Annotated in this window: 10 protein-coding genes and 1 pseudogene; 5 read left to right on the top strand and 6 right to left on the bottom strand. The window is 62.4% G+C overall.

The genetic code is table 11. The features are described from left to right. The first annotated feature begins 5 nt into the window (after positions 1-5). Entirely contained in the window at positions 6-254 is a 249-nt protein-coding gene (locus G6N20_RS15125) for a hypothetical protein (RefSeq protein ID WP_083052192.1), read from the top strand. 37 nt (positions 255-291) lie between these two features. Here G6N20_RS15125 and G6N20_RS15120 read toward each other — a convergent pair whose 3' ends face one another. Genes G6N20_RS15120 through G6N20_RS15110 form a run of 3 tightly spaced genes read right to left on the bottom strand, consistent with a single transcriptional unit; the run spans position 292 to position 3,366 of the window. Then, the gene (locus tag G6N20_RS15120) at positions 292-933 is read right to left on the bottom strand and encodes a hypothetical protein (RefSeq protein WP_083052189.1); all 642 of its coding nucleotides are present in this window, start codon (positions 931-933) and stop codon (positions 292-294) included. Between the two features lie 6 nt (positions 934-939). Continuing rightward, positions 940-2,169 (bottom strand): serine hydrolase domain-containing protein, encoded by a 1,230-nt coding sequence (locus G6N20_RS15115; RefSeq protein ID WP_083052186.1) that lies wholly within the window; start codon positions 2,167-2,169, stop codon positions 940-942. Between the two features lie 9 nt (positions 2,170-2,178). Continuing rightward, the gene (locus G6N20_RS15110; RefSeq protein WP_083052183.1) at positions 2,179-3,366 is read right to left on the bottom strand and encodes an acyl-CoA dehydrogenase; all 1,188 of its coding nucleotides are present in this window, start codon (positions 3,364-3,366) and stop codon (positions 2,179-2,181) included. Between the two features lie 35 nt (positions 3,367-3,401). On the opposite strand from G6N20_RS15110, the gene G6N20_RS15105 reads away from it, so the two are divergent. After that, on the top strand, positions 3,402-3,773 hold the full coding sequence (locus G6N20_RS15105) for a DUF3054 domain-containing protein (protein ID WP_083052180.1): 372 nt from the start codon (positions 3,402-3,404) through the stop codon (positions 3,771-3,773). A 194-nt stretch (positions 3,774-3,967) separates the two neighbouring features. On the opposite strand, the gene G6N20_RS15100 is transcribed toward G6N20_RS15105, so the two are convergent. Together G6N20_RS15100 and G6N20_RS15095 are read right to left on the bottom strand one after the other, a co-directional pair. Continuing rightward, positions 3,968-6,844: an MMPL/RND family transporter gene (locus tag G6N20_RS15100; RefSeq protein ID WP_083052177.1), complete on the bottom strand. Its 2,877-nt coding sequence runs from the start codon at positions 6,842-6,844 to the stop codon at positions 3,968-3,970. After that, entirely contained in the window at positions 6,841-7,269 is a 429-nt protein-coding gene (locus G6N20_RS15095; protein ID WP_083052174.1) for an MmpS family protein, read from the bottom strand. Before G6N20_RS15095 ends, G6N20_RS15100 begins: the two co-directional genes overlap by 4 nt. Positions 7,270-8,077: 808 nt before the next feature. On the opposite strand from G6N20_RS15095, the gene G6N20_RS15090 reads away from it, so the two are divergent. Both G6N20_RS15090 and G6N20_RS22280 read left to right on the top strand, forming a co-directional pair. Further along, entirely contained in the window at positions 8,078-9,841 is a 1,764-nt protein-coding gene (locus G6N20_RS15090) for an AMP-binding protein (protein WP_083052171.1), read from the top strand. Further along, positions 9,841-17,229 (top strand): annotated as a pseudogene (locus tag G6N20_RS22280) (type I polyketide synthase). Before G6N20_RS15090 ends, G6N20_RS22280 begins: the two are co-directional and overlap by 1 nt. 1 nt (position 17,230) lies before the next feature. Here the strand turns inward: G6N20_RS22280 and G6N20_RS15080 are convergent. Further along, complete coding sequence (locus tag G6N20_RS15080; protein ID WP_083051578.1) at positions 17,231-17,971, bottom strand: MBL fold metallo-hydrolase; 741 nt, start codon at positions 17,969-17,971, stop codon at positions 17,231-17,233. Positions 17,972-18,109: 138 nt separating this feature from the next. Here G6N20_RS15080 and fgd point away from each other — a divergent pair, with 138 nt between their 5' ends. After that, the gene (gene fgd / locus G6N20_RS15075; protein WP_083051581.1) at positions 18,110-19,120 is read left to right on the top strand and encodes a glucose-6-phosphate dehydrogenase (coenzyme-F420); all 1,011 of its coding nucleotides are present in this window, start codon (positions 18,110-18,112) and stop codon (positions 19,118-19,120) included.

The following is a 19,120-nucleotide window of genomic DNA, read 5'->3' as shown; positions in this document are numbered from 1 at the left end:
CGATCATGCACGCACTGAGGTTCGTCGGCTTGGCGATATTGGCGGCGATCGCTCCAATCGCGGTCCTCATCGGAAGTAGCCCAGCGCATGCCGATACCGATATTGGTCAACCGTGCTCGCCGGAAGGCGCGAAACTCTGGGGGAACCCCGGCCCGATATATTGCGAGCGCACGGCGGACGGGCAACTGCAATGGGTGTCCATTCCTGCTTGGGCATTGTGTGTGGCGTTCTGCGATCGGCCTGGCGGGCCATAGGGGGCCCACCAGCGGACCCCCACGGTCCGCCGGCCTGCTAGCCCGGCCATGAGCTCGCGGTGGTTCGGTAGTTCGCGTTGGGCGCACTGCAGAAGTCCGAGGCTGTGCCGGCCAGCAAGACGAAATAGCCCTCTTCGCCGCGGCGGGTGTCGGCGAACGGCGGGTAGGTCCAACCGCTGTTGCACATCGAAGTCGGCGTGCCCGCCGTGGCCTTCCGCCAACCGGACTTGACGCAGGCCTTGAGGGCGTCGACGTCGGAAACGGTGCTCTTGGCGACGACCAGCATCGCGCCTCCCCATTGCCCGTCGGTTCGCCGGTAGGCGCGCGCTCCGAAGCCGGCCCCCGAGCCGGCTGTGTTCTGTTGGCAGCCCAACACCCGCTGCAGCGGCAAGAACACCGACGCCACATCGCGGTCCGCGACAGCGGCTGCGGCCGTGATGAATTGAGCCGCGTCCGAGCCGTCAACCTCCTGGACGGTGGGATTGCCGAAGCTAAACAGCTGCTGTGAGATCCGCTGTCGCAGCGCGGCGTCACCGCCGCCGATGACCGGTCCGCTGCCGCTGGATGTCATCGGGGGCAGCGCGCCGGTGGGTTCCGCACCCGCGGTGGGCGCGGCGGCCAGCACGGCCAGGGACAAACCGCACGCGGCGACACCGACAACGCGGGCAATGACTCCCATGGCTACCTACCTCCCCGGCGGCATGGGTGGGGCGTCGTTCGGCGCTACCTCGGCACCGATCTTGCGAAATAGTATGTCGGCCTGGTTGCGGTAGTTGCCCTGGTCATCGAAGGCCTCGGGGGCGTAGGTGACCGCGACCGCCACCGCGACCCGTTGCGACGGCAGATAGGCTTCCACCGCGGCGTAACCGGCGAACATGGGATTTTGCAGCAGCCAATGGCCGGATATGACGATCCCGAGACCATAGGTGTAGCCGTCGTTCTGCTCGAAGCAGGTGGGGCAGCCCGGCTGGGCGCGGGTCTTGCCGCGCAGCTCGGTGGACACCATCTTCTTGTACGAATCCGCCGAGAGCAGCCTGCCCGACCCGATCCCCACCGCGGTGGCCTCCATGTCGTAGATGGTGGTGGTTTGGATGGCGCCGCGGGTGATGGTCCACGACGGATTCCAGAAGGTCGATTCCTCGTAAAACGGCGTGCCGGCAGGAATTTTCAAGGCCGCTCGGCGCTCGGAGGTGAATGCATGCAAGGCGGGCTCGGGGATGGCGGGGGTATCGGAGTTGGCGGTGGCCGTGAGGCCCAGGGGGGAAAGGACCTTGCGCTGCAGCAGGGTTGGCATGTCTTGGCCGGCGGCCTTCTCCAACGCCAGCCCCAGCAAGAGGTAATTGGTGTGCGCGTAGTTCCAGTTGGTGCCCGGGTCGTAAAGCAGTGGCCGTGAAGAGATTTGATCGAGTAACTCTTGTGTTGTCCACTGCCGGAACGGATTAGCGTAAAGCTCGGCATCAAACGCCTCGTTGCCGAGGACGTAGTCGGGGTAGCCGGATGTCATCTGCGCTAGTTGACCCAGCGTGACCCGGTCGGCGTGCGGAAAGTCGGGAAGCCACCTGGACAGCTTGTCGTCCAGGCGCAGCTTTTTTTCGTCGACCAGTTTGAGCAACAGCGTCGCGACATAGGAGATTGCGACCGCGCCGTTGCGAAAGTGCATGGCGGTGGTGGCCGGCACGCCGGTCATCGAGTCGCCGACGGCCCGCGTCACGACCTCCTTGCCGGCCACGGTGACCCGGACCAGCACCGCCTTCAGATGCGCTTGCGTCATGAAGTCACGCACAATCCGGATGACCGCGTCGGCCTTGGCCCCGTTGTTGGTCGGCGACGAAGCCGGCCCGGTGCGGGGTGGGACGCAGCCGGCCAGCAGCCCGAGAGCCAGGACCGAACACCCGAGGCGCCGCAAGACGGGCATGCGACGGTCCTACCGGAAGGCGGCCAAGCCCGTGAAGGCCTGACCGAGCACCAGCTGATGCATCTCGGGCGTGCCCTCGTAGGTGAGCACCGACTCCAGGTTGACCATGTGCCGGATGACCGGGTACTCCAGCGATATCCCGTTGCCGCCCAGGATCGTTCGAGCGGTCCGGCAGATTTTGAGCGCTTCCCGGGTGTTGTTGAGCTTGCCGAAGCTGACCTGATCGGGGCGCAGGCCCACCCTGTCCTTGAGGCGCCCCAGATGCAACGACAGCAGCTGACCCTTGTGCAGTTCCACGGCCATGTCGACGAGCTTGGCCTGGGTCAGCTGGAAGCCGGCGATCGGACGTCCGAACTGGGTGCGCTGTGTCGCGTAGTCGAGCGCGCACTGCCAGGCCGACCTGGCCGCGCCCATCGCTCCCCAGACGATCCCGTAGCGCGCCTCCGACAGGCATGCCAGCGGCGCCCTGAGGCCGGTCGCGTCGGGCAGCATGGCGTCGGCGGGCAGCCGGACATTGTCGAGCACCAGCTCGCTGGTGATCGACGCCCGCAGCGACAGCTTGTGGTGGATGGTGTTGGCGGTGAAACCCGGGGTGTCGGTGGGCACGATGAATCCGCGGATTCCGTCGTCGGTGGCGGCCCACACGATCGCCACGTCGGCGACCGAGCCGTTGGTGATCCACATCTTGCCCCCGGTGATCACCCAGTCCGGACCATCGCGTCGCGCCCGGGTTTTCATCGCGGCCGGGTCGGAGCCGACGTCGGGCTCGGTGAGCCCGAAGCAGCCGAGCAGGTCACCGGTGGCCATGCCGGGCAGCCACTGGCGCTGTTGCTCGTCGGAGCCAAAGCTCGCGATGGCGAACATCGCCAGCGAACCCTGCACCGACACCAGCGACCGGATGCCGGAGTCGGCGGCCTCCAGCTCCCGGCAGGCCAGGCCATAGTGCACCGCCGACGCGCCGCCACAGCCGTGGCCGTGCAGCTGCATTCCTAGCAGTCCGAGTTCGCCGAACTGTTTGGCCAAATCGCGCGCGACCGGTAGGTCGCCGTCCTCGAACCACGCCGCGACGTGCGGGGTGACGTGTTCGGCGCAGAACCGCCTGACGGTGTCGCGGACGGCGATCTCGTCGCTGGATAGCGACGCGTCCAGTCCCAGCGGGTCGTCGCGGTCAAGGGTGGGTGGTGTCGGGGTGCTCATCACTCAATACTGCCTTGGCCCGGTAGCCTCGCGGCATGCGACCACGGCGCGCGCTGGCGGGGCTGGCCGCCGACGTCGTCGCCGTGCTGGTGTTCTGCGCGGTGGGACGTCGCAGCCACGCCGAAGGACTGAGCGTCACCGGCCTGGCGGCTACGGCATGGCCATTTCTCACCGGGACCGGTGTGGGTTGGGTGCTGGCTCGCGGCTGGCGGCGGCCGACCGCCCTTGCCCCCACCGGGGTGATCGTGTGGCTGTGCACCATCGTGGTCGGCATGGTGTTACGCAAGGTCGGTTCGGCGGGTGTGGCCGCGAGTTTCGTCGTGGTCGCGTCCGCGGTCACCGCGGTGCTGCTGCTGGGTTGGAGAGCCGCCGTTGCGCTGATGGCACCGCACCGCGCGGACGGCTGAGAAGGCCAAATGTGGTCGGGGTGTTCGCCGACCCCGGGATTTCCGACGTCCGCCTCCGTGCCCTCGAAGTCTCAGTACCGAGCCAGATTTCACGGTCGAGACCCCAACCTACAGGTCAGCTCGGTGCCACCGCGATCGTGATGTTGGCGCAGGTATGGGCCGCGACCTGTCGAGCTACGACCCGGGCCGTGCCGCTACTGCAGCAGCGCTGCGCGTTCCGCACTGAGCGCAGTGGTGCGACGAGGCCCGAGCACCTGGGGTTGTCGGGCTAGCCGATCCACCCGGCGTGGCCACCAGAACCAGCGGCCGAGCATGGTCGCAAGTGCGGGCATCATAAAAGACCGCACGATGAGTGTGTCGAACAATAGTCCGATCATGATCGTGGTGCCGATCTGGCCGACCACGCGTAGGTCGCTGGTCACCATGGAGCCCATGGTGAAAGCAAAGACCAGGCCGGCGGTGGTGACGACTTTGCCCGTGTAGGCCATGGATCGGATCATGCCGGTTTTGAGGCCGGCTGCGATTTCCTCTTGGAAGCGGGCGACGAGGAGCAAGTTGTAGTCGGATCCGACGGCCAGCATGACGATGATGGCCATCGGCAGCACCAGCCAGTGCAGCGGCATATGCAGGATGTGCTGCCAGATGAGGACCGATAGGCCAAAGGCTGACCCCAGCGAGAGAGCGACGGTACCGACGATGACCGCGGAGGCGACCGGGCTTCTGGTGATGCCCAGCATGATGATGAAGATCAGGCACAAGGCGGCGACGACGGCGATCATCACGTCATACACCGTGCCCTCGTGTATGTCTTTGTACATGGATGCGGTGCCGGCCAGATAGATGTTCGCGGCTTGCAGGGGTGTGCCCTTCACGGCCTCATCGGCGCTTTCGATGATGGGGTCGATGTGGGAGATGCCTTCGGCGCTGGCGGGATCGCCCTTGTGGGTGATGATGAAACGGGCCGAGGTGCCGTCGGGGGACAGGAAAAGTTTCAGACCCCGCTGGAAGTCGGGGTTTTGGAAGGCCTCAGGTGGAAGGTAGAACGAGTCGTCATTGTTGGCCGCGTCGAATGTCCGACCCATCACGGTGGCGTTGCGCGACATGTCCTCCGTTTGTGTGACCAATCCAGAGAATGCGCTGGTCAATGTTTGGGCAAGCCCTTTGACGGTTTGCATGGTGGCGATCGTGGGGTCCAGTTGGGCGAGTAGTTGCCGCTGTACGGTGTCCATGCGTTCGGTGTCGTCGGTGAGGTTGGCAAGGTCCTCGGTGAGCTTGTCGACGTTATCCATGCTGTCCAACAAGGAGCGCATCGACCAGCAGATGGGAATGTCGAAGCAGTGGCGCTCCCAGTACGTGAAACCTCGAAGGGGGCGCCAGAAGTCGTCGAAATCGGCGATTCGATCGCGTAGTTCGTTGGCGTTGTCTCGCATCTGCCTGGTATGAGCGTTCATATCATGGGTGGCATCGGTTAGCTGTCGCGTCAGCTCCTGGGTTCGCTGGGTGATGTCGATCATGCGTTGCAGTTGATCGGTAAGGGTGGATAGATCAGCCACACGGTCCTTGAGGTTCTGCAGGTTTTCGATGGTCATCGCGCTGTGCATGCTGATCTGAAACGGGATCGACGAGTGGTCGATCGGAGCGCCCAACGGTCTGGTAATGCTTTGCACCCGCGCGATCCCGGGAGTGTGGAAGACGCCTTTGGCGATCCTGTCCAGGATGAGCATGTCTGTCGGGTTACGCAGGTCGTGATCGGCCTCGACCATCAGGACCTCCGGTTCCATGCGGGCCTGCGGAAAGTGACGGTCTGAGGCGAGGTAACCGATGTTGGATGGCGCCGCGCTGGGGATGTAGTAGCGCTCGTTGTAGTTGGTCTGGTATTTCGGCAGGGCGAGCAGTCCGATCAGCGTTGCCAGCATGGTGGCGGCCAGGACTGGGCCTGGCCATCGCACGACAACGGTGCCGATCCGACGCCAACGCCGTGCCAATGTCTCTCGTTTGGGGTCGAACACCCCGACTCGGCTGGCGGTGGCGAAGATGGCAGGCGCCAGGGTGAGCGAGGCCAAGATCACCACAAACAATCCGATCGAGCATGGCGATGCCAGGGTCTGGAAGTAGGGAAGCCGGGTGAAGCTCAGGCAGTACATCGCTCCGGCCACGGTCAGGCCGGAACCCAGAACCACGTGGGCCGTCCCGCCAAACATGGTGTAGTACGCGGCTTCTCGGTCCTGGCCGGTGATACGCGCCTCCTGATAACGACCGGCCAGAAAGATGATGTAGTCGGTCGAGGCCGCTATCGTCAGCGCTACCAGGACGTTGACGGTGAATGTTGATAGGCCCATGACATCGTTGGTGGCAAGCGTGGAGATGATGCCACGGACGGTGAGCAGCTCGATCCCGATGGTCAGTAGCATGACGAGAACGGTCGACAGTGAGCGATAGGTGAGCAGCAGCATGATCGCGATCACCGCAATGCTGATGCCGGTAATCGTGTGAAGGCTGCGGTCGCCGTACACAACTCGATCGGCGCCGAGTGGACCGGGACCTGTCACGTAAGCCTTGATCCCCGGCGGCGGCGGCACGCTTTCCACGATGCGTTGCACGGCGGCAACAGACTCGTTGGCGCGGGCGCCGCCCTGATCACCGGAGAGGTTCAGCTGGACATACGCTGCCTTGCCGTCGGCGCTCTGCGAACCGGCCGCGGTCAGTGGATCACCCCAGAAGTTTTCGATGTGTTGGACGTGGGTGGTGTCCTGTGACAGCTTGGCGACCAGCGTGTCATAAAATCGGTGAGCGTCATCACCTAGCTTCTCTTGGCCCTCCAGCAGCACCATTGCAGTGGTGTCAGAATCGAACTGCTGAAAGTCCTTGCCGATGCGCTTCATGGCGATCAGCGACGGAGCGTCGTGGGGGCCTAATGCCACCGAGTGCTTCCTGGCGACCGACTGTAGTTGCGGCGCAACGGTGTTGACGACAATGGTCAGCGCCACCCAAAACAGAATGATGGGTACTGCCAACCTGCGGATCGTTCGCGCGGCGGCAAACAGGTGTCCGGCTGGATGTTCGGTCCTCACGCGGATTTCACCAGGCAACTGGTGTGAGCGCGGTAAGCATTCACAACGCGCTCATCGCGGACCACGCCATTGACGGTGATGCGACAACCTAGGGTCTCGCTGTTGCCGCGCGCCACCACGTTGGCGACCACCGCGGTCATGGTGGTCACGATGGGGAACGACCACGGTATCGCTACATCAACGACCTCTTGCGGCTGGGCATCGGCATCCAGGTAATTGATGCTGGCGATCGTCCCCGGCGGGCCGAAGACCTCGTAAAGGACATGTTTTGGGTTAAACGCGATGATCGGGTCGAGGTTGCCGGTGTCGGGCATATGTTGATGTGAGCCAAACACCGAGTGCAGTCGCGTCACCGTGACGGCCCCGACCCCGGCAACGAGCACCATCATGATTGGGATCCAGATGCGTCTGATGACGTCGATCATTGAACTCCATAGTTAGGCCAAATCGACAGCAATGCGTTGGGTAGTTTGCCATAGTTGTTCAGCTGAGCGCGCACACGCCTCTCGCGTGTGGCCGTATTGACTTCTCATGGTTGATACCGGGGTGGTGGGACAACTGGCACCGCGGAAAGGACGTCCTGATGTCGGGTAGGCGCGGCAAGTACACCCCCGAGCTTCGGGAGGGCCGCCCGCCTGGCGATCGAGACCGGCCGGTTGGCGCACGTGACCGCCCAGATGGGTGTCGGCGAATGAGCCGGTCGACTTTGACGACCGACTCACACAAACGGCACAAGCCGCTTGACCTGTGTCCACCAAACGCGGCATCAAGCCTACGGCCTGGCTTATCAATTGATGCGACCCTGGACCGCCGACTGTCCAAACCGTCAACACCGTATCACGATTTGGTAACGTCTGAGGGCCGCTTTCACATGGGCCCACTATGCTAACGCGTGGCTTCCTAGGCGATCCGCTCGTCTCAGACTCCCCAATGACCAAGGGATGCGATGTCGCATTTGCTTACACAGCGCGAATTGATGGCGATGGCGGCGGCGGATTTGCTCGGAATTGGTGTATGGGCAATCCATCTGGGGCAGCGCTTCCGGTGGCTAGCGGCAAGGTTTAGGGCGGGTGGGTAGCAGAACCATCCGCTGAGCACAGCGGGGCGGCTGCGGCGAACAGGCGGTTCGTGCAGCCGCTGAATGGCGACCCGGGTTTTCTTTTAAGCGCAGCAACGAGCAAGGCCTCTCGAAAATGAGGGGAAAGACCAACGATGAAAAGGATGTGACGTCTCATGTCTTTCATTTCCACATTCCTCGACCGATCGCACACGACCCCTTGCGATGACGCCTTTATATTTGTCGATTATGATACAGAAGGCGGAGACCAAGTCGACCAGATCACTTGGCGAGAACTAAATGCGAAAATTGTCGCCGTATCGGCATATTTGGAGAATCACGACGTGCATGCCCAACCCCAAAGAGTCGCCGCGATATCCGCTCCACAGGGTCTGGACTATGTCGTAGGTTTTTTAGGGGCACTATGTGCCGGGTGGATTCCAGTTCCGCTGCCAGAACCGCGGGGCAGCCTACAAGACAAGCGGACGGTGCTGGCGCTGACCGATTGCGCTGCGGACGTGGTGCTTACCACGTCGTCAGCGGAAGAACCGATCAGGGATCTAATGGGTGCTCATGGGCTCAACGTAACTATGCCGATAATACCGCTGGATACATTAGCGGAGTCATGTGCACCACCAAGCGCCGGAAGCGGCTGGGCCGATTACAAACCGGCCGAACAAGGTTGCTATCTGCAATACACTTCCGGTTCAACAGGACGTCCGCGCGGCGCGGTCATATCTCTCGATAATGCAGTCGCAAACCTGGAGCAGATACGGCGGAGCTTTTTCCGGGACGAGGACGGAAGTACCAACTTCCCGGGTTCGACCGTTTCATGGTTGCCCTTATATCATGACATGGGGTTGGTAACAGGAATCTTGATCCCCATCTTCTGTGGATGTCCGTCCATTTTGATGAGCCCCGCGGCGTTCATTCGTAAACCGGTAAGGTGGATACAACTCCTTGCACAGCGGCCAGCACCCCTCACTGCAGCGCCAAATTTTGCCTTCGATCTAGCCGCCAATAAGGTCGCCGAAAGCGATATGAAGGGATTGGACCTTGCCCATGTATCCACCATAGTCAATGGATCAGAGCGGGTGCGATCCAATACCATTGAGAAGTTCTTGGATCGCTTTTGCCCTTATAATTTGAATCCGGCAGCGGTAAAGCCAGCCTATGGGATGGCAGAAGCGGTCGCGTATGTGGCAACCACGAGGCCGAGGTCGGCTCCGGTATTCACGGAATTCGACACGCAAAGCTTGGCTCGAGGACGGGCCGAGCTTAAGAATGACGACACAGAATGTACCACGCGTTTGATGCGCTACCACTGCTCGGGCAATGAACCATTGATTCGAATTGTGGATCCCGATTCGAATACCGAGCTCGCACCGGGTCGTATCGGCGAGATTTGGGTGAATGGAAAAAATACCTCAGGGGGATACTACAAGGCAGATGGCGTTTCGAATAGAGATAGATTCCATGCCGCCATACGGGAGGCCTCTGCGGGGATGCCTAAATCGCCCTGGATGCGGACGGGCGACCTGGGATTTCTCCTTGGCGAAGACTTCTATATCGTTGGCCGCATTAAGGATTTAATAATCCAAGATGGCGTAAACCATTACCCTGAAGATATAGAAAACACGGTGAATCAATTTACCGGCGGCCGAGTCGCCGCGTTCTCAATACCCGATGACAGCGGGGAACGGTTGGTGGTTGTGGCTGAGATAAAGACCGAGAACGCCGCCGATGAATCGAGCGAGTTGTCCAGGATGTCAAAACAAGTTAGAGCGGCAATATCAAGATTACATGGTCTGCGCTTATCGGACTTTCTCTTAGTACCGTCCGGAGCACTTCCCAGGACCACCAGCGGCAAGATAAGTCGAGCCGCATGTTCAAGGCTATACCGGGCGGATGAATTTGGCCGCATAGAGGTCAAGCAGTGATGGGCAAACGGCTTTCTGCCGCTAGGCTCGAAAGTTGGTTTACGGAATACCTCGCTAGTCGTATCGGATGCTGTCCGAACGAGATCGATCTCGATGTCCCGCTGCGGGACCTTGGCCTGGCATCAGCCGATGTGCTGGCGATTCCAGGGGACCTCGCCGAGTCGTTTGGACATCGCGTGTCGGATTTGGCCGTTTGGGATAACCCGAGCGCGGCGGATTTGATTCAGAGCGTTGTCGGCGGGGGTGCGGTTGACTCCGGTTCCGGCAGATATGGCGAGGGGGATGTGCATAAGGGGGATTTGGCAGACGAACCGATTGCAGTGGTAGGGGTGGCGTGCAGGCTTCCTGGAGAGGTTCACGGACCCGACGAACTATGGAGGTTCCTCGCCGAGAAGCGGACGAGCATAACGGCCTACCCAGATGGACGGTGGCCGACCGGGAAGGACCATGGCGGCTTTGTAAATTGCATACAGGACTTCGATAACGAGTTCTTTGGCATCCCGGCAGATGAGGCTGCGCGAATGGATCCACAGCAGCGTTTGCTCCTGGAGGTTTCATGGGAAGCTTTCGAACGCGCTGCAATTGTTCCCAGCAAATTGAGACTTTCACGGACCGGAGTATTCGTGGGGGTCTCATCGAACGATTATCTGAGGTTCTTGTGGACTGACGGAAGACGGCGCAGCACTATTTGGGACAATACGGGAGGTTCGTCAAGTATCATTGCGAACAGACTCTCGTATTTCCTGGACCTTCGTGGCCCGTCTCTTGTTGTTGACACCGCGTGTTCCTCATCCCTGGTGGCCGTGCATTTGGCTTGTCGAAGTCTGGCCAATCGGGAATGCGATCTCGCTCTTGCGTCGGGAACAAACATCCTCATCTCGCCGGAGCCATGGGACGGGTTCAGGGAGGCAGGGGTGTTGTCGCCGACAGCTCGGTGTCGAGCATTCGATAAGTCCGCTGACGGGATGGTTCGCGGTGAAGGGTGCGGCGTTGTTGTGCTGGAGCGGCTTGGTGATGCACGCAGAGCCGGCCGGTCGGTGTTGGCGATCCTCGCGGGCTCGGCGATTAATCAGGACGGGAAGTCCAACGGTATTATGGCGCCCAATCCCGGGGCACAGATCGCTGTCCTTGACAGTGCCTGCAAAAGTGCTCGCGTCGACCCATCGGAAATTGGGTATGTCGAGGCCCACGGCACCGGAACCGTGCTGGGAGATCGGATCGAGGCGCATGCCTTGGGGAAGGTGTATGGCCGCAGAAGATCAGCGGCCGCACCGCTGATGCTGGGAAGCATCAAGCCGAATATCGGACATCTGGAGGGCGCCGCTGGAATAGCCGGATTAATTAAAGCGGTGTTGATGGTCCAGCGTGGCTTCATGGTTCCGAGCGGGGGGTTTGCTGAACCACATCCAGATATTCCGTTCGACGAGTTGGGCCTGGAAGTGGCCAGCGAATTTCGTGAGTGGCCGGCGGTGTCGGGTCGGCCTCGGCGGGCTGGGGTGTCGTCGTTTGGTGTGAGCGGGACTAATGCGCATGTGATTGTTGAGCAGGTGGATCTGGTTGGGGGGGATGCGGTTTCGGGTGAAGAGGATGGTGGTGGTGTGGGTTTGGTGGGTGGGGGTGCTGATGGTGGTGTGGTGCCGTGGGTGATTTCGGGTAAGACGGCGTCGGCGTTGGCTGCTCAGGCGGGTCGGCTGGAGCGGTATGTGCGGGCTCGGCCGGAGCTGGATGCCGTTGATGTGGGGTATTCGTTGGTGACGACTCGGTCGGTGTTTGACCATCGGGCGGTGGTGGTGGGTGATGGCCGTGACGAGTTGCTGGCTGGGTTGGTTGGGGTGGCTGATGGGCGACCGGATGCCGCGGTGATCTGCGGCGGTGCCGTGCCGACCGGCAAGACGGTCGTGGTGTTTCCTGGTCAGGGTGCGCAGTGGTTGGGCATGGGTGGGCAACTGTATGCTCGGTACCCGGTCTTCGCCCAAGCCTTCGATGCCGTTGTGGATGAGTTGGATCGGCATCTGCGTTGTCGGTTACGGGAAGTTATGTGGGGTGACGACGAACATCTTTTGAACACAACTGAATTCGCTCAGCCATCGCTGTTTGCGGTGGAGGTTGCGTTGTTTCGGTTGCTGGAATTCTGGGGTGTGCGACCCGATTTCGTGATGGGCCATTCGGTGGGCGAGTTGACCGCTGCGCACGTCGCTGGATCGCTTTGTTTGCAGGACGCGGCGATGCTGGTGGCCGCGCGGGGACGTTTGATGCAGGCGTTGCCGGCCGGCGGCGCCATGGTTGCGGTGCAGGCCAGCGAAGACGAGGTACGGCCGATGCTGGGCCACGATGTCAGCATCGCGGCGGTCAACGGTCCGGCTTCGGTGGTGATTTCTGGTGCCCGGGACACGGTAAACGGGATCGCGGGTCGACTGCGTGAGCGGGGCCGCCGAATCCACGCGCTTGCGGTCTCTCATGCCTTCCACTCGCCGCTGATGGAGCCGATGATCGCCGAATTCCGCGCTGTTGCAGCCGAAGTGACCGCCGGCCGACCCAGCATCGGGGTCATTTCCAACGTCACCGGGCAGTTGGTGGCCGATGACTTCGCCTCAACCGATTACTGGGCTGGGCATATCCGGGCGGCGGTGCGGTTCGCCGACAGTGTTCGTTATGCCAACTGCGCCGGCGCCAATCGTTTCATCGAAGTCGGACCCAGTGGTGGCCTGACGTCGTTGATCGAGGAGACACTGGCCGACGCCCAGATCGCATTGGTGCCAACGCTGCGCAAAGACCGTCCCGAACCGGCCAGCGTCACCGCAGCGGCGGCCCATGCCTTCGTCTGGGGTGCGGGCCTGGATTGGGTTGCGGTATTTGCCGGACTCAACGCCAAGCGGGTGGAATTGCCGACCTATGCCTTTCAGCATCAAAAGTTCTGGCTAGCGCCCGCTCGACCGGTTAGCGACCTCGCCGCCGAGCAGACCCTGCCGAGAATGAATCACCCTTGGCGGTAGAAGATCGGCTCAACCACCCACATGCGCACCGGTACCGCCGCCTTGGTCCATTCCGCATTTGCCGACCGGCTAGCCGGCTTGTCCGCCGACCAGCGGCTTGCCGTAACGATCCAAATGGTATGTGAGCACACCGCGGCGGTGCTGGGTCGAGGTGATGCCGCTGATGTGGATTCCGTTGAGGCGTTTACCGATGCGGGACTAAATTCACTAAGCGCAGTCGAATTACGCAACCGGCTCAAAGCCGTCACCGGTGCCACGCTACCGACCACGGCCGTGTTCGACCACCCCACCCCCACCGAGCTGGCCCGGCACCTCCTTTCACACCTAGACGGCACCGCCCGCCCCGCCCCCGCGGTAGCGGAGCGCGGGCGGGTAAGTACCGGTGAGCCAATTGCGGTGGTGGGGATGGGGTGTCGCTACCCCGGTGGTGTGGTGTCGGCGGCGGATCTGTGGGAGCTGGTGGCTTCTGGTCGTGACGCGATCGGTGAATTTCCGACGGATCGGGGATGGGACATTGAGACGTTGTTCGACCCTGATCCCGATGCCGTGGGCAAGTGCTATACCCGGCATGGTGGGTTTATCCGGGATGCGGCCATGTTCGATGCCGAGTTTTTTGGGATCTCCCGGGCTGAGGCGTTGGCGATGGACCCCCAGCAGCGGCTATTGCTGGAGACTTCATGGCAAGCGTTGGAAACGGCGGGCATTGATCCGCTATCTCTGCGTGGCAGCGCGACCGGGGTGTTTATCGGCATTTACGGCGACGGTTATGGCGTAGGTACAGCCCAGGCCCAGTGGTATGCCGACACCGGCCACATCACGAGCGTGGCATCCGGGCGCATCGCCTACAAGCTAGGTTTGGCCGGTCCAGCGCTGTCTGTCGATACAGCGTGTTCGTCATCCCTGGTGGCGCTGCATTTAGCGGCGCAATCGCTACGGGCAGGAGAGTGCGATTTGGCTTTGGCGGGTGGGTCAACTGTGTTGGCTACGCCATCGGTGTTTATCGGATTCAGTCGCCAGCGTGGCCTGTCGAGGGACGGACGCTGTAAGGCATTCGCTGACGCTGCGGACGGGACCGGCTTCTCGGAAGGTGTCGGAGTGCTGGTGTTGCAGCGACTCGGTGATGCCTGCCGCTTAGGTCGGCCGGTATTGGCGGTGCTGGCGGGGTCGGCAGTGAACCAGGACGGAGCCTCGAACGGGCTGACTGCCCCGAGCGGGCCGGCTCAACAACGAGTGATCACCGCGGCGTTGGCGGATGCCGGGATCACGGGCGCAGATGTCGATGTGGTGGAGGCTCATGGCACCGGCACAAGGCTGGGGGATCCGATCGAGGCCGAAGCCTTATTGGCCACCTACGGTCGAGCTCACACCCCGGATGCACCATTGTGGTTGGGCTCGATCAAATCGAATATTGGGCATTCTCAGGCTGCCGCAGGGGTGGCGGGAGTGATCAAGATGATTGAGGCAATGCGACACCAGGTGCTGCCGGCAACGTTGCATGTTGATCGGCCGTCCTCGCATGTGGATTGGTCGTCGGGGACGGTGCGGTTGCTTACCGAAGCCAGAGCGTGGCCGGCGGTGTCGGGTCGGCCTCGGCGGGCTGGGGTGTCGTCGTTTGGTGTGAGCGGGACTAATGCGCATGTGATTGTTGAGCAGGTGGATCTGGTTGGGGGGGATGCGGTTTCGGGTGAAGAGGATGGTGGTGGTGTGGGTTTGGTGGGTGGGGGTGCTGATGGTGGTGTGGTGCCGTGGGTGATTTCGGGTAAGACGGCGTCGGCGTTGGCTGCTCAGGCGGGTCGGCTGGAGCGGTATGTGCGGGCTCGGCCGGAGCTGGATGCCGTTGATGTGGGGTATTCGTTGGTGACGACTCGGTCGGTGTTTGACCATCGGGCGGTGGTGGTGGGTGATGGCCGTGACGAGTTGCTGGCTGGGTTGGTTGGGGTGGCTGATGGGCGACCGGATGCCGCGGTGATCTGCGGCGGTGCCGTGCCGACCGGCAAGACGGTCGTGGTGTTTCCTGGTCAGGGTGCGCAGTGGTTGGGCATGGGTGGGCAACTGTATGCTCGGTACCCGGTCTTCGCCCAAGCCTTCGATGCCGTTGTGGATGAGTTGGATCGGCATCTGCGTTGTCGGTTACGGGAAGTTATGTGGGGTGACGACGAACATCTTTTGAACACAACTGAATTCGCTCAGCCATCGCTGTTTGCGGTGGAGGTTGCGTTGTTTCGGTTGCTGGAATTCTGGGGTGTGCGACCCGATTTCGTGATGGGCCATTCGGTGGGCGAGTTGACCGCTGCGCACGTCGCTGGATCGCTTTGTTTGCAGGACGCGGCGATGCTGGTGGCCGCGCGGGGACGTTTGATGCAGGCGTTGCCGGCCGGCGGCGCCATGGTTGCGGTGCAGGCCAGCGAAGACGAGGTACGGCCGATGCTGGGCCACGATGTCAGCATCGCGGCGGTCAACGGTCCGGCTTCGGTGGTGATTTCTGGTGCCCGGGACACGGTAAACGGGATCGCGGGTCGACTGCGTGAGCGGGGCCGCCGAATCCACGCGCTTGCGGTCTCTCATGCCTTCCACTCGCCGCTGATGGAGCCGATGATCGCCGAATTCCGCGCTGTTGCAGCCGAAGTGACCGCCGGCCGACCCAGCATCGGGGTCATTTCCAACGTCACCGGGCAGTTGGTGGCCGATGACTTCGCCTCAACCGATTACTGGGCTGGGCATATCCGGGCGGCGGTGCGGTTCGCCGACAGTGTTCGTTATGCCAACTGCGCCGGCGCCAATCGTTTCATCGAAGTCGGACCCAGTGGTGGCCTGACGTCGTTGATCGAGGAGACACTGGCCGACGCCCAGATCGCATTGGTGCCAACGCTGCGCAAAGACCGTCCCGAACCGGCCAGCGTCACCGCAGCGGCGGCCCATGCCTTCGTCTGGGGTGCGGGCCTGGATTGGGTTGCGGTATTTGCCGGACTCAACGCCAAGCGGGTGGAATTGCCGACCTATGCCTTTCAGCATCAAAAGTTCTGGCTAGCGCCCGCTCGACCGGTTAGCGACCTCGCCGCCGAGCAGACCCCTGCCGAGAATGAATCACCCTTGGCGGTAGAAGATCCCGGCTCAACCACCCACATGCGCACCGGTACCGCCGCCTTGGTCCATTCCGCATTTGCCGACCGGCTAGCCGGCTTGTCCGCCGACCAGCGGCTTGCCGTAACGATCCAAATGGTATGTGAGCACACCGCGGCGGTGCTGGGTCGAGGTGATGCCGCTGATGTGGATTCCGTTGAGGCGTTTACCGATGCGGGACTAAATTCACTAAGCGCAGTCGAATTACGCAACCGGCTCAAAGCCGTCACCGGTGCCACGCTACCGACCACGGCCGTGTTCGACCACCCCACCCCCACCGAGCTGGCCCGGCACCTCCTTTCACACCTAGACGGCACCGCCCGCCCCGCCCCCGCGGTAGCGGAGCAACCGGAGGGCGGGATCGATGCGCTCGCGGACCTATTTCTCCAGACTTGCGACTCGGGGTTCGACGAGGACGGCTGGAGGATTGTTGCGCTAGCGTCGAAAATGCGAGAGCGCATGACAATACCAGTTCGGAACAACGACCTGAAAGACGTCAGTTGCCTGGCGGATGGTTCATCGAACGTGATTGTGGTTTGCATCCCCACTCTGACCGTTCTATCCGATATACATGAATATAGAGACCTGGCGAATGCGTTGGCGGGTTCGCATTCGATCTATTCACTTCCGCTTCCCGGGTTCGATCCGGACGACGCGCTGCCGCGCGATGCCGATGTTGTTCTTGAAAGCCTGTCTCGGTCAATCCTTGATGGGCTAGGCAACAGCGAACACCTTGTGCTCGCTGGTTATTCTTCGGGTGGAGTGTTGGCCTACGCCCTGAGCTGCCACCTTGCTGAAAAATACCAGAGGAGGCCTCTTGGCGTTGCACTGATCGACACCTATCTGCCAAGTCAGCTCGCAGGCACGACCGTGGATCGCGGGTTCGGCATCAACGAAACTGGACGCTACCTTTCCCGGAAGGTGATCCAAGTCGCCAGGACATTAAACCAGGTAAATACAACCCGACTCACCGCCGCGGCCGCTTATGCCTCCATCTTTCGCGCATGGAAACCAAGTGCAGCAGCGGTTCCGGTTCTTAACATCGTGGCGAAAGACGGAATAGGTGATTTCCAAAGCGTTGGCGCGGAACGGGTCAATTCATGGCCAACGGTTGCCGACACGGTCTCACATACTCTTGTTGAGGTTGCGGGAGATCATTTCGAAATGATCACCACGTCGAGAGAGTCGACGGCTGCGGTAATTCGCGGTTGGATTTCCGGCTTAAACAGGCGTGTTCGTCAAACTGGAGCCGCTGCGGGCGATCCGGCTCAATGATTCAGCGCTCGGTTCGTGCGATTGCTTCTTCGGTGGCCTGGCGAATTGGTCCACACCACAGGTCGCCGTGGCCAGGGGCCAGGACCTCGGTTTCCAGCAGGGATAGCGCACCAAGACTGCGGATGCACTGTTGTTGGTGGTGGTTGAACACCCTCGGCAGCAGTTGCGGCCCTCGGTTCCGCAACATCGGATGGCCGGTGATCAGCGCGTCGCCGCTGGCCAGCACACCATCGACCAGATACGAGCTATGCCCACTAGTGTGTCCCGGGGTGAAAATGGCCAGCGGGCGACCGGGTAGCCCAGCGGCTACCTCGGTGGTCAGCGGCTGGGCGGTGGGGATGCCGCTGCGGGTCAGGCCGCCGCGGCGAAGCAGCTGAATGCCCCACGCCGCCGTGCGGGGCCGCCAACTGCGCAGCGCCACATCGAGGATCGACGCCTGCTCCAGGTATTCGCGTTTGGCGTGGCCCACCTCGTCCGCATGGCAATACACCGGCGTGCCGTGCTCGCGGGCGAACCAGATCGCCGAGCCCAGGTGGTCGATGTGCGCGTGGGTCAGCAGGATGGCCCGCACGTCGCCGGGTTCATGGCCCAGCGCGCGCAGCGAGGCCAGCACCTCCTGGCGGTCGCCGGGGTAGCCGGCGTCGATCAGCATGACGCCGGTGTGGTCGGTGACCAGCACCCAGTTGACCGCGTGCCCGCGGGCCAGATGCACCCTGTCGGTGACCCGAACCAGCTCAGCCATGCCCGCGAGTGTAGGAGCGATCGCGAGCGCGGCGAAGCCGGGCGCGGCGGGTCGCGACCGTGAGCGCCGGAGCGATCGCGAGCGCGGCGAAGCCGGGCGCGCGGGTCCGTGACCCTCGGATAGGAGTAGAAAAGACGGGTGGCTGAACTGAAGCTGGGTTACAAGGCATCTGCAGAACAATTCGCACCGCGCGAGCTCGTCGAACTGGCCGTCGCCGCCGAAGCCCACGGCATGGACAGCGCCACCGTCAGTGACCATTTCCAGCCGTGGCGGCACCGGGGCGGGCATGCCCCGTTTTCGCTGTCCTGGATGACCGCCGTCGGCGAACGGACCAAGCGGCTGCTGCTGGGCACCTCGGTGCTGACCCCGACTTTCCGGTACAACCCTGCCGTGATTGCCCAGGCCTTCGCCACCATGGGTTGCCTATATCCCAACCGCGTCTTCCTCGGAGTGGGCACCGGAGAGGCGCTCAACGAGATCGCCACCGGCTACCAGGGTGCCTGGCCGGAGTTCAAGGAACGGTTCGCCCGGCTGCGCGAATCGGTGCGGCTGATGCGGGAGCTGTGGCGCGGCGATCGGGTGGACTTCGACGGAGAGTACTACCGGCTCAAGGGTGCCTCGATCTACGACGTGCCCGAGGGCGGCGTGCCGGTCTACATCGCCGCGGGCGGGCCGGCGGTGGCCAAATACGCCGGACGCGCCGGCGACGGCTTCATCTGCACGTCCGGCAAGGGCGCGGAGCTGTACACCGAGAAGTTGCTGCCCGCGGTCCGCGACGGCGCCGCGGCCGCCGGCCGATCCGTCAACGACATCGACAAGATGATCGAGATCAAGATCTCCTACGACCCCGACCCCGAGCTGGCCCTGAACAACACCCGGTTCTGGGCGCCGCTGTCGCTGACCGCTGAGCAGAAGCACAGTATCGACGATCCGATCGAAATGGAGCGGGCCGCCGACGCGCTGCCGATCGAGCAGATCGCCAAGCGCTGGATTGTGGCCTGCGACCCCGACGAAGCCGTGGAAGCGGTGGGCCAGTATGTGACGTGGGGCCTCAACCACCTGGTGTTCCACGCACCCGGACATGACCAGCGCCGCTTCCTGGAGCTCTTCGAAAAGGATCTCGCGCCGCGGCTGCGGCGGCTGGGCTGA

Source organism: Mycobacterium shinjukuense (assembly GCF_010730055.1).
Classification (GTDB): domain Bacteria; phylum Actinomycetota; class Actinomycetes; order Mycobacteriales; family Mycobacteriaceae; genus Mycobacterium; species Mycobacterium shinjukuense.
The sequence above is the reverse complement of the archived record's forward strand: the minus strand, read 5'-3'. Positions and strand labels throughout refer to the sequence as shown.